This window comes from Nonomuraea sp. GTA35, from assembly GCF_041950525.1.
GTDB lineage: Bacteria > Actinomycetota > Actinomycetes > Streptosporangiales > Streptosporangiaceae > Nonomuraea.
This window is the reverse complement of the sequence record NZ_JBGNUV010000009.1, coordinates 463,894-475,869: the sequence shown is the minus strand read 5'-3', so window position 1 is coordinate 475,869 and position 11,976 is coordinate 463,894. Positions and strand designations below refer to the sequence as shown.

Genomic DNA, 11,976 nt, shown 5'->3' with positions numbered 1-11,976 from the left:
CTGCTCCCACCCTCCCCGGCGACCCCCGGCTCAGGCTGCCTCCAACTTCACCTCGCCGCTACGACGGCGAAGCGACGGCGGTCTTTCACCTCCGTCCGAACAGAACAGCGCCTCGTGGCGCACTGCAGCGTCTTGGAGATCCAGCCGTAGCGGGCGAATGCCTCGCCCAGGCCGGTGGTGCGGCCGTCGGCCGGATCAGGTTGTAGGCGCGCACCGTGCCCATTGTCAGCGAGCCGGCCACCCGCAGCATGTCGCCCCAGTGCGCGCGGATCTTGTCCAGCCGGACGGTGTGGCGGGACATGTGCTCCAGCGGCCCGTAGACGGCGCGGGTGTTGGTTCGCCACAGCCGGGTGTCGGCCAGGCCAGCGATGCGCGGAGAGAACTGGTAGCCGCAGATCGAAAACAGTCCCGAACGATGTCGGAGTAACGGGGGTTGAGCAGCATACGAACGAAAAGTCGCGTTAGTGGGCCGGGCGGAGGCGGCTTGGCGTGACATTCCGTTCCGGATCGGGCGTCCGAAGGATCGCGGCGCTGCGAGGCGTCCAGGTAACAGCTCGGATCAGTGTCGGCGCCAGGGTGGAGCAAGGTGCTCGGTGACGGCGGCGATGGCGTCAGCTCCGGGTTTGACGTAGTGCATGGCGGTGCGGGGGTTCTGTGCCGGGTCTTGCCCATGATGAGCTGCAGCGGGACTTCGGCTTCGCCGAGGTGGGTGGCGGCGCTGTGGCGCACCTGGTGCAGGTCGAGCCCGGCGTGCTTATCCAGCAGGACGCGGGCGCGGTCGTAGCCCAGGCGGGCGCGGCCGGTGTGCGGGCAGATGTCGGCGGACGCCTGGCGGCGGGCGGGGACGGGGCGGCGTTCGGACAGGAACAGCGGGCCGCAGGTGCGTGTGCTGCCGTCGGGGAGGCGGAGCAGGCGAGGCAGCAGGTGCGCGGTGCCGCTGTCCCAGTAAACCCATTCGATGACGCCGCCCTTGGAGCGGACGGGGGCGCGGTTGTGTTCCAGGTCGAGGTCCTCGACGTTGAGCGCGAGGATCTCGGCGGCCGGGGCGGCGGTTTCGTACAGCATCCGCCACAGGGTCCTCTCGCGCAGGGGGATGTCGCGGCGTGACAGCAGCCGGTGGATCGTGGTTTTGGCCACCGCGCGGGTCTCGTCGGTACTCTCCTTGCGGCGCTCGGCGTCGGCCGGGACCAACGGCGCGGCCCAGTGCTTCTTGGCCTGGCACCAGGACAGCCAGGAGGCGATGGCGGCGCGGTGGGTGTTCAGGTTGGCCGTCCGCTGGATGGCCAGGAAGGCGTCGGCGGCTGCGGCAAGGGTGACGTGCCCGCCGCGCAGAGCGGCGACCTTCGGCGCCGCACTCACGCGGGCGCCGCACTCACGCCAGCCACCGCCCGGAACCGGAAGCCGAGGCGATGTACCGGATAACGTGCGGGAGGCGCGCACCGCCTCGGAGAGAGGTGCGCCTGGTCGCCGCGCTGTGACTTTGTGAGCTCGATGGCGTACCCCTATCAGCGCAATTTGGCGTGGTTAGTTCTGTGGTCCGGTCGGCATTGCCCCAACAGGGAAGGCGGCGCAGAATCCAAGGAACGGGTTCGAGGGGGCAACCATGACATCTGCCGAGGAAGAAGAATCTCCACCACATAAGAAGTCGCTGATGAAGCGATTTCTTACGATTCCTGTCCTGATCGTAACGACAGTACTGACAACTGCTATCTCATGGGGTGCGACCACGTTGCTCACCAGAGTTAGCCAGGTCGGCCCTCAAAATGCGCTAGCCATTTCATTAGAAACCGACCCCGCACACATGAGCGGTGTGGGCGGAGAAGGACGGCTTACTATCATTCCCGGCAGCGTTCGCACAAAAGACAACCCAGGACAAGGCTGTGCAGGGTTTCATTCCTGGGCTGCCAAGAATTCCGGAATCGACGGAGGCCAGACGACACTCAGGGTCTACGCGCAGGGTCGTTCAGAGAAGGCGGCGGTCATCACTGGAATAAACATTAATGTGTTGGAGAAGGGACCGCCAAGCCAAGGAATACCTGCCTCCTGTCCGACTGCCGGAGAAGTAACGTTCCGAACGTTTACCATCAATCTGGATGTCTCTCCCCCCAAGATCTCCTACGACTCGAATTCAGGCGCTCCATTTTCGTTCACCTTGGCAAAAGGTGAAACTGAGGCATTCACGATTACTGCTATCAGTAAACGTGCAACCTACCGATGGGCTTTGAGCTTGAATGTATTGGTCGAAGGGGAGCAGGCAACGGTACCCATCGGATCGCCAACAGGATTCACCACAACCGCCTTCAAAGTCCAAAGATATTGGGAGTGGGACTTCCATACAGCATGGACGCTCGTACGAGCCGACGGCAAGATTGCGAGACCTCTTCGCCTGATTCCCTCAGACGAGCCGTTACCTCCTTTAGACTGAAGGTGGAGCGATGATTTACGCTCGACTTCTACTTCCCCTAATTGGTGTAGTGGTGGGTATGCTAATCGCCCTGGCCCTTGTTGGCGAGGAAGTGCCTCCAACCTTGTTCGACGCGCCTCCGAAACGACTGCCGGAAACTTTAGATGGGTCCCATGTAACTGCGATTGGCTTCACCAGGGACAGCAGAATCGCCGTTGGCACAGAGACGGGACGAATCGAGATAAGGGAACACGATGGCAGTCCTACAGTTGCCGGCGGCCGTCAGCTAGATCTCTCCTCGATAGTTGCACTCGCCTTCTCGAGTGACGGAAAATACGTTGCAGCCGCGACTCTAAGATCTGTTTATATAGTCGACCTTTTCAGGTTGCAGACGATAATAAAGGTGAACCCCTTTGATGCGGACGATTATTTAGCCGGCATCAACTCTATAGCTCTGAACTCTCATGCGACACATCTTGCAGTAGGAGATCTGAATGTCACCGTTTATGATATACGCTCAAGAAGTCGCATAGCAGTCTTATCTTCCACTCCTTTTGGAGAATATGGAGAGCGTGGTGAATATAAAAGTTTGTCGTTCACGGACGAGTTTCTGTATGCCAGTGATGTTTTCGGGACTGATGTTTGGGCCAGTTGGACATGGAAGCTCGCTTCGAGTTTTCAATGCAGTTGCTTTCACGAACTAAAATGGAGCCCTGATCAACGGTGGGCAAGCTTCGGAACCGCTGACGGGCATGTCTTGCTATGGGATGGGGCTAGCAAGAGGCCCACAAAGGACGTAACCGCTGCAATCGCACCAGGCGTTTATACTGGCGATACCGCGGTCAGCAACGACGCTTCAATGCTCTTCGCAGGTTTGAGTACGGGCGAGGTTCTCGCATGGACCCACGGCGGCGATCTCCCGGCCGGGCGTGTGCGGGTCGGGACACGTCCGCTCCTCTGGCTGAGGCTCAGTCCGGATGGGCGGCAGGTTATCGCGGGCGAAGAGAGCGATGAGTTCATCGATGCGGCGAGAGCCTACCGGCACGATCTTTGGATGGTCGCCGTGAGACGCTGAAGGGCGGCGGGAGCATGCGTGGCTCATAATCTTGTTGGGAATCGAAACGATTTGCGACGCGAGGTCCTCTGCCTACAGGGAGCCGATGACGAGGGATTCGCGGGCGGTCTCGACGACTTCCTTGGTGATGGTGTGCAGGTCGTTGATCTCCAGGATGCGGCTGATCTGGGCGAAGAGGCGTTGGAGGAGCCGGAAGTTGCCGGTGGTGATGCGGTGCACGGCGGCGACGGCTTCGGCGTCGGTGAAGTCGTCGGCCGACAGGGGTAGTCCGAGGGCGGCCCAGTGGCGTTGCAGGACGAAGGTGAGCTCGTCGGCGGACAGCGGCCGGTATTCGTGGACGAATCCGATCCGGCTGTAGAGCTGGGGGTAGCGGGCCAGGCGTTTCTCGATGCCAGGCATGCCGATGAGGATCATGCCGAGGCGGCTGCGGTCGTAATGGTCGCGCAGCTGTTCCAGGCCCGCGGTTTTGAGCCGGTCGGCCTCATCGACGATGAGCAGTTCCGCGAAGGGGGTCAGCGCGTGCAGGCCATGGAAGGTGCGCCGGTCGTAGGGGTCAGGAGCGCGGATGCTGCTGAAGAACATGCTCATGTTGGTGAGCTCTTTGTCGATCAAGCGTGGAGTGGCGCTGACGGTTGGGGTGTAGAGCAGGGTGTGCCAGTCGTGGCGGTCCTGGCCTTCCCCCTCTCGAGCGCGAGATCCATGAAGAAGGGGGGCGAGTTCGTGCCAGTGGGCGTAGCGCCGAGCTGACAACGTCTTGCCAACTCCGGGCGGTCCGTAGCACAACCCGATGTAGCGGTCGCGGCGGACGGCGTCGGCGAACTCGGTGAAGCGGCGGTGTTCTTTGGTGAGGATGAAGTCGACCTCGTCATCGGGAACGTCGGGGATATCGGGGCCGGACAGTTGCGGGCCCGACGTGGCTCTCTCGACCCGGGCCGCCAGTTCCTTGAACTGCTCAGATTCGGTGTCGTCCCAGTTCACGGTCACTCCTCTCGGTACCGCTTGAGCCGCGACTTTGCCGGTGGCTTCGGGGCCGGCGCCTGGGCGGTGATGGGGAGGCCGGGCGCGACGGGTTGATGGGCTTCGATCAGCCGGTCGACGATGCTGGTCCGCTCGGTGATCTGGGAGCGCAGGTCGCGGCGGCGCGCGGTTCGGGCGGCGGTGATCTCTTTGAGGCTGATGGTGCGGTCGGCCAGCTCAGGGCAGATGGCCCGGCACAGGAAGCGGTCGTGGTGGAAGACGCGGATCTCGGCCATGTCGCGGGGGTCGTAGCGGATGACGACGTCGTCGCCGACGTAGGCGGCCAGCACGGGGTCGAGGTAGCGCAGGGCTTGGAAGTGGATGCCGTCGGGGTGGATCTTGCGGGGTTTGGCCACGGTGAGCAGCAGCAGGTCCAGTTGGTCGAGGGAGTCGGGCATGCGGGGGATGAACGCGCCGTCCTCCCAGCGCTGCTGTGGTGGCGTGCCGGTCTCGCTGTGCGGGGTCGCGTTGTAGACCTCGCGGATGAACGCGTTGATGGCGCTGTCCAGTTCGGCCAGGCTGAGGCGGGCTTGGCCGGCCCGGTCGGGGGTGCCGCGGGGCGCGTGGCCGGGCAGGGCCGGCAGGCACATCTGGTTGAGGGTGGAGAAGATCCGTTCCACCTTGCCCCGGCCGCGCGGCTGGCCGGGCAGCGAGAAGTAGGCCCGGATACGCAGGTCGGCCATGACCTGTTCCAGGTGGGCCGAGGTGAAGTCGGAGCCGTGGTCGACGTGGAAGGCGTCCGGGATGCCGCACACGTGCCAGTCCGGCTCGCTCTTGCGCCAGATCGCTTGGCGGAAGGCCAGCGCGGTGGTCAGCGCCGAGGGCGCGCTGAGGTTGACCGCGTATCCGGCGATGGCCCGGGAGTGGTCGTCTTCGATGACGGTGAGCCAGGGCCGGGCCGGTTTGCCGGAGGGTGCGATCACCCACAGGTCGAGCTGGGTGTGGTCGGCCAGCCAGATCTGGTTGGGCCGTTCGGCTTCGCGCCGGTACACCAGGTCGTACAGCTCCTGGTAGCGGCGCGTTCCTTGTTGTGCCAGCACCGTCAGGGCCGGGTCCAGGCTGCGGATAATGGCGTACACGGCGGCGTAGCTCGGCACCGGCCAGTGGTGCTCGGTGGCCACCGTGGCGACCTGGCGGTGGATGGTGGCGATGCTGGGCGCAGGCCGCCGCAGCGCCAGCCCTTCGATCAGCAACTGGAGCTCGTCCGGAAGGCGTCGGGTGCCAGCATCGCGTCGGGTACGGCGGGCCAGGCCGACCAGGCCGTCGCGGCGGTAGTCGGCCAGCCAGCGCTGCAGCGTGCGATACGGCCGACCGGCATGCGCGGCCACCCGGGCCAGCGGAACATCGTCGTCCAGATGCGGGCGCAGGATGCGATAGCGCGCCAGTGCCTGCTCGCGCTGCGCGCCGCTCAACTCGGCCAGTGACGACTGCGGTGGGTCCATCTCCTCACCGTCGCGCCGCAGGCCGCACTCGTACAGCCCTCATCCCAGACGTCGGCGAACAAGAGTGAAGATCCAGGCTCTACCGGTCGCCCGTCAGCTGGTGGAGGGCCGGGGACTCGGCCAGGGCCGGCCGGTCGCCGGTGGTGAGCTCGGGCACGTATTTGTAGATGGTGGAGCGGCTGACGCCGAGCAGCCGGGCGATGCTGGAGACGCTGTTGCCCGGGTGGGTGAGCAGGTCGCGGGCGTGGCGGATCTGCTCGGGGGTCATCGCCGGCGGGCGGCCCAGGCGCTGACCGCGGGCGCGGGCGGCCTGCAGGCCCTCGCGGGTGCCTTCGACGATGAGTTCGCGGATGAACTCCGCGAGCGCGGCGAAGACGTGGAAGACCAGCCGGCCGCCGGGGGTGGTGGTGTCCAGGGCTTCGTGCAGGGAGCGGAAGCCGATGCCGCGCTTGCGCAATTCGGCGACGATCGAGATGAGGTCTTGCAGGGAGCGGCCGAGCCGGTCCAGGGAGGGCACCACGAGGGTGTCGCCTTCACGGAGGTAGTTTAGCGCTTTGGCCAGTTCTTCGCGTTCGGCGTTCTTGCCGGATTTCTTGTCGGAGAAGATCCGCATGCATCCGGCTGCCTTGAGCGCGGTGGTCTGACGGTCGAGAAGCTGGCCAGCGGTGGAGACCCGGGCGTAGCCGATCAGGGCGCCGGAGGTGTTGGCGGGTTCGGCGGCCAACGGATCCTCGATGACAAGATCATTGGCGGGGGTGCCGGTGCTTCCGGCGGCAGTCGGGGTGATCGTCACCGCATCGTTGTATGAGAAACGGCGCCGTTGGAGTTGTTGGACACTCGAACTTTTCAACACGTTTCTTGGACACTCTAGCGGTGGCGATCACGGGATCGAAGTCATCTAAGTGATCTTGTCGAAAAACGTTCGATTCTCCGACACCCCACTCCAGGTCGTCCCAACCCCACGGCCGCGCAGGAGAACCATCCGACCTGAAGCCGTACTGCTGCGGCGCCAGGTCGTCGGGGACCCCGTGCTCGGCGCACAGCACTTCGCTTGCAGGCGACCAGCATCGCCTCCAACTGCGGGATGGGCCTCATTCCGGTCGCAGGCAGACTCGTACGCGATGGCGAGGCTGTTGCGGCTCATCAGAGAGTGTCGGGATGGTCAGGCCCCGCCAGCTCACAGTCGGCTCGAGGCGTTGAAGCGCAGCGGCGACATCATTAGCACCCGCTTGCCCGGCCGAACCCGTGCCTGCGCCCAGGACTGCTCCCGATCGGCCAACGTCGCCTCGCACAGGGGGATGGCCCGGCTCCGATCGCCCGTCGCCCGGTAGGCGCCGGCCAAGTCGTTGCGGAAGGAGCCCGGGGCGTCAGTCCTCACTGCCGACGACCGGCCTGAACCAAAACCACAATCCCGCCACGACAAGCGCACCCAGCCCGATGACGCCCAGCAGGAGACCTTCGACGCGGAGAAAGACGACCGCGAGCACGAGAAGGGCCGCCATCAGGCTGATCGTGGCCGGGGTGAACAGGCCCCACCATATTCGTTGCATGTTCTGGTAGAGCACCCAGGCAGCGGAGCTCGGCGGACGGCGTACCAGGCCGCGTCCCCGGAGGCGAGGTCGGAAGGGGAGAGGGACCGACTCTGCCCAGAACCGGGACGGCATGGTGAGGCGATCATACGCGTAGATCGTCGCGAGGTAGAGGGCGACGGACATCAGCAGGAATCCTGCCGCAAGCCGGGCCCCGGCCGGGCCAGGACCGCCCGCCGTTTCGAGCGCCTTCCAGCGCGCTGCGTCGAGGAACAGGGTGAGAAGCACGCCGAGCAAGAGCGTGATCACGCCGCCCAGCAGCTTCGCCACCTCCACCTTGGACTTGATCTTTTCGCGAAGATCCGCCTCTGCCTGGATGTCCGAGGGGGTGATCGCCCAGAGGAGGCGCGGCCGCCGTCGGCGGCGGCCCGCCCCTCGCTCCGCGAAAGCCAGACATACGATCTCACCCGATGCGATCGGCAGCCGCAGCCGCCTCAAGTGGAAACGTCCGGGACCGTCCTCGTCGCGTGCGAGTTCGTCGGCGAGGCGACCCAGCTGGGGCTGATGCCCCATGACCAGGACGGCGTTCTCCTTGCCTGCGGTGTTCGTGGCGGTCCCCCGAATATCCTCTATCAGGGTTGTGTTCCTCTGCCCGCTCAGGCCCTGCTCGACTCCCAGACGGCCGTCCTCGCTCACGCGGAACGAACAGAGGTTCGGAACGGTCACCGAATAGACTTCGCCCGGTGAGAGGTCGTCCAGGGATCGTGGGTCCGGCGAAAGGTCACCCAGGGTCCGGCCAAGCAGGACCATCGTCGAACGTGCCTCACGCGTGGGGGCGACGAAGGCGGCGGCGATTCGGATGCGGCCGGTTGGCTGCTCCACCAGGGGCGGCTGCCAACGTAGGTGCTCCAGGAGCCGGTCACCGACCAATTCCGTTGGATAGGGAGAATTCGCGTCCGCCGGATTGGTCCGGACCAGTTGGTGTCTTGTGTGTTTCGCATGCCGGCCGAGGAGGACATAATAGGGTTCACTCATGCTGGACTCCATAAATTGATCGTGTCTGGGATGTGTTCGCTCGCGTTTCGTCGTGATGTATCCGGAGGTCCGCAATGGTGCTGGCAGATCTCGATTTCGGGCAGACGGTGGTGGCGGGGGCGCTCAACTCCCTTTTCACCGCGCTTCTCGTGGGCGGTTTCGCGGCGCTAGCCGTGGCGCGATACCAGGCCCGCGCCTCCGACCGGAGGCGGGCGGCCGAGGAGCGACACGAGGCCGACATGCTGGCCCGGCAGCTCGAATACCAAAGCCGGGAAGCCCTGCGCGCGACGTATGCGAAGCTGCTCGTCGCGCAACGGCGATCGCGCGAGGCCTCGCTCGGACTGTCCAAGGCCGACCCTTCCCAGCGCGACCAGCTCGAGCAGCTCGAGCAGGAGGCCGTGCAAGCCCGTGATGAGTTCATCGACTCTTATCACCACCTGAATCTCGACGTCTCGCCAGAGATGTGGCGCGACGTACGCGCACTGAGAAGAGTGCTCGAAGACATGCTGAAGCATGCCAGGCAACACGACTCGGGCACGTGTGGAAATCTCGTGGAGGTCGCCAGAGACGCTCGCCAGAATCTTGAACGCAGTTTCCGCATCCGGCTCGGATACGAGCCGCTGCAGCGCCGCAAAGATTTGAAAGCCTATGACGTCAAGATTGCCGCTGAGTGACGGAACGTTCAGAGCATCGGGGCGAATTCGACGCGGGCAGTGGCCCGCTCCACTATGCCGTCCGCGCTGACCCCCGCGTCACCGAGGTGGTCGCCTAGCGGAGCACCCCTCGCAGACGCCCCGCCAGGCCCGGCTTCAGGTGGAGAAGGGGCGCACGTAGAGCATGTTCTCGGCGCCTCTGCCATACGTCGTCAGCACCGGGGTCGCGTCGGCCCTGCTGCGGTCCAGCAGCGCCCGGTGGAACTGGCTGTAATTGCCGGTGAAACCGCCGCGGTTCCAGGCGGTGATGATGTTGTAGGTAAACAGGCTGTACACACTTCCGGCGGGGGTGGTCTGCGCGTCGTTGCAGGCGGCCAGCGTGAGCATGGTTGCCTGGATCTCGGCCTGCTCTTTGGGCCCGGCCGCGTCCCTGACGGAGTCGTAGACGTCCTGGTTCTTGTCGTAGATGCCGGTCAAAGAATCGATCAGCTTGCCCTTGCCGGTCGTGCCGTCGGCGTAGAGATCTGCCAGTACCTCGAGCCCCTCGCCGACCGCGAGCGGGGCGATGCCTGCGCCGTCGGCTGCGGGCGGGGGTGGGGGCGGGGGCAGATCTTTGTCCAGCCGGGTGCGTAGTTCCTCCTCGGCCAGAGGGATGGTGCTGTACTTCTCGCCGCCCGAGGTCACGGTCTTGGTGCTCTCCTCGTAGGCCGTGGCGGCCTTCTCCATCTGCTCCAGGCGCTCGGCACGCCGCTGCCGGCGGTCCTGCTCCGGGGTGGGGGATCCGATCCTCTTGGCGGCGGTGCCGCTGTGGCAGGAGTCGAAGACGCCGATGACCCGCACCCCCCGCTGTAGCTCCGCCATCAGCGCGTAGAACTCGTCGTCGACCAGCATGCGGTCGTAGAAGCAGAAGGTCTCGTCGAGCCCGTCGGCCTCGGCGTCCGAGCCGTTGTCGGTGACCTGCGAGCCGTGGCCGGAAAAGGTGAACAGGAGCGTGTCGCCGGTGAACAGGTTGGCCGCGGCGTAGCGCATGAGCCCGGTGAAATTTGCGACGGTGGCGTTCTCGTTCTCGAAGATCGTGGCACGGTAGCCAACGGCCTCGGCGAGCGAGGCCATGCCGCGCGCGTCGTTGACGCAGGAGGGGAGCGCGAACGACTCGCCATAGTGGTCGGCGTCCAGCTCGTCTACGCCGATGTGCACGCTGATCCCGATCGGCTGGCGGCTCACGGCGGTCGAGTAGATGGCGTCCAGTTGCACGATGGTCTGCTTGCCGACGACGCCGTCGGCGAACAACCCGTAGTCACGCTGGAACGTCTCGACCGCCGTGGCGGTGCGCGCGCCGTAGAAGCCGTCGGCCTCGACGGACAGCATGTAGGACGAGTTCAGGTCGGCCAGCGCGGTCTGTACGGCACGCACCGCGCTGCGGTGCGTCTCGCCCCGGCCCATGGGCTTGTCGTTGCTCGCCACGAGCTCCAGGCGGGCACGGGTGTCAATGGTGGGCGTCACGGTGAAACGATGCGACGTCAGCATGGGGACCACTCTTCTTTCTGATCTTGGGAAAGTCACCAGGTGTAGGCGGGGTTCGGGCGGGGGGAGGAGGGCAGCTGGACGCAGCCGAACCCCACGATCAGGCACTCTGACGGCGCGGGAGGTACGGGGGTGGGGGTGCCGGACCGTGTCAGCCTCCTGATCCTGTCGATCTGCTCGATCCAGTCGGCGCGTCTCAGGACGGGTGAGCGGCGCCAGGACTGCCGCTGTGGTCCGATCACGAGTGGCGGCCGGCCTGGGCGCGGGCGGGGGCCTCCCACGATGCCCGTCCGGGGGAATTTCAGGGCGTTACCCGGCGGGCGCACGGTGATCGGCCGGGACGGCCCGCTCACAGCCTTGCGGCCGCTGATCTGCATGCCCACGACGTAGACCGACTGTACGTATCCCGGCATGAGCCCGGCGCGGCCGAGGCCGTCGGAGACGATCTCACCCGCCGCGAGCCGCCAGTCGTCCGCCTCGTACAAGCTTGCGGAGAACCAGGGCCGGCCGAGCTCCAGCACGGTGTAGCCGAACTCGCAGGTCCCCTGGGCCTGGCTGCTGAGGAAGGTGCCGCCCAACCCCGTCAGCTCACCGGGCACAGCAGCGCGCAGTTCGGAGAAGGGGACCCCGCTTCTTGCCCAGGTCGCCTCCTGGGCGGCGGCCAGCGGTGCGAAGTACGTCGGCGCGAAGCTCACCTCGCCCGCCCTGGGCAAGGTCTCCTCCGCCAGGTCGCCGCGCTCGCGCACGGCGTCGTCGACCGACGAGCGCCTAGCCAGCCGGGCCAGCAGCGCCAGTGCGTTCTCCACCTCGGACTTGAACCCGAGCGCCAGCCAATCGGCGTAGGCCTGCTCGATCTCCTCGGCGGGCCGCTGATCTAGCTCCAGCCGGTCCACCACCGCCTTCATCTCGCGGTAGGCCAGCAGTTTCTCCGAAATCGTCGGCCGTCCCGAGGCGTCACGCGGGTAGAGCAAAGCCCGGGCTAGGGCCAGCGCCTCGGCCTCTTGAGGAGTCAGCGGCTCCAGCGCGAACTGCATGCTGGAGAGCGTTTCCCGGTGGACGATCCAGAGCGCACGGGCGGGGCCGTACGGCTCGGCGGGGCGGCCACGGCGCGGCACGAAGTTGGCCATCAGCGCAAAGTCGGCCTCCACCGCCGGATTCTGCCGCGTCACGAGCGCGTCCAGCAGCGAGGGCTGGATGGGCAGCGGCCGTGGTGGCACCGACAGGAAGCCGTGATAGGACCGGCGCGCATCGATCCATGCGGCGATCGCGACGTGCATGCCATCGGGGAGCATCGGTG

At 65.7% G+C, this 11,976-nt stretch carries 10 protein-coding genes and 1 pseudogene; 3 read left to right on the top strand and 8 right to left on the bottom strand.

The features are described 5' to 3' along the window. Positions 1–85: 85 nt before the first annotated feature. Both ACBJ32_RS36575 and ACBJ32_RS36570 read right to left on the bottom strand, forming a co-directional pair. Entirely contained in the window at positions 86–496 is a 411-nt protein-coding gene (locus ACBJ32_RS36575; protein WP_375130639.1) for a Tn3 family transposase, read from the bottom strand. Positions 497–720: 224 nt separating this feature from the next. Then, positions 721–1,065, bottom strand: a pseudogene (locus ACBJ32_RS36570) (site-specific integrase); the annotation flags it as partial. Positions 1,066–1,603: 538 nt separating this feature from the next. Between ACBJ32_RS36570 and ACBJ32_RS36565 the strand changes: the two are divergent. Together ACBJ32_RS36565 and ACBJ32_RS36560 are read left to right on the top strand one after the other, a co-directional pair. Beyond that, positions 1,604–2,425, top strand: coding sequence for a hypothetical protein (locus ACBJ32_RS36565; protein ID WP_375130627.1), 822 nt, complete (start codon positions 1,604–1,606; stop codon positions 2,423–2,425). Positions 2,426–2,483: 58 nt separating this feature from the next. Next, positions 2,484–3,479 (top strand): WD40 repeat domain-containing protein, encoded by a 996-nt coding sequence (locus tag ACBJ32_RS36560; RefSeq protein WP_375130626.1) that lies wholly within the window; start codon positions 2,484–2,486, stop codon positions 3,477–3,479. Positions 3,480–3,551: 72 nt separating this feature from the next. Here the strand turns inward: ACBJ32_RS36560 and ACBJ32_RS36555 are convergent, their stop codons facing one another. From ACBJ32_RS36555 to ACBJ32_RS36540, 4 genes are all read right to left on the bottom strand, one after another. After that, the gene (locus ACBJ32_RS36555) at positions 3,552–4,457 is read right to left on the bottom strand and encodes an AAA family ATPase (protein ID WP_375130625.1); all 906 of its coding nucleotides are present in this window, start codon (positions 4,455–4,457) and stop codon (positions 3,552–3,554) included. 2 nt (positions 4,458–4,459) lie between these two features. Further along, on the bottom strand, positions 4,460–5,938 hold the full coding sequence (locus tag ACBJ32_RS36550) for a Mu transposase C-terminal domain-containing protein (protein WP_375130624.1): 1,479 nt from the start codon (positions 5,936–5,938) through the stop codon (positions 4,460–4,462). Positions 5,939–6,017: 79 nt separating this feature from the next. Continuing rightward, complete coding sequence (locus ACBJ32_RS36545) at positions 6,018–6,674, bottom strand: recombinase family protein (RefSeq protein ID WP_375130638.1); 657 nt, start codon at positions 6,672–6,674, stop codon at positions 6,018–6,020. A gap of 631 nt (positions 6,675–7,305) precedes the next feature. Continuing rightward, positions 7,306–8,502, bottom strand: coding sequence for a hypothetical protein (locus ACBJ32_RS36540; RefSeq protein WP_375130623.1), 1,197 nt, complete (start codon positions 8,500–8,502; stop codon positions 7,306–7,308). Positions 8,503–8,576: 74 nt separating this feature from the next. Between ACBJ32_RS36540 and ACBJ32_RS36535 the strand changes: the two genes are divergently transcribed. Continuing rightward, positions 8,577–9,176, top strand: coding sequence for a hypothetical protein (locus ACBJ32_RS36535; protein WP_375130622.1), 600 nt, complete (start codon positions 8,577–8,579; stop codon positions 9,174–9,176). Between the two features lie 135 nt (positions 9,177–9,311). Here the strand turns inward: ACBJ32_RS36535 and ACBJ32_RS36530 are convergent, their stop codons facing one another. Then, positions 9,312–10,658 (bottom strand): caspase family protein, encoded by a 1,347-nt coding sequence (locus ACBJ32_RS36530; protein ID WP_375130621.1) that lies wholly within the window; start codon positions 10,656–10,658, stop codon positions 9,312–9,314. A gap of 56 nt (positions 10,659–10,714) precedes the next feature. Continuing rightward, complete coding sequence (locus ACBJ32_RS36525) at positions 10,715–11,956, bottom strand: hypothetical protein (protein WP_375130620.1); 1,242 nt, start codon at positions 11,954–11,956, stop codon at positions 10,715–10,717. Positions 11,957–11,976 lie beyond the last annotated feature (20 nt).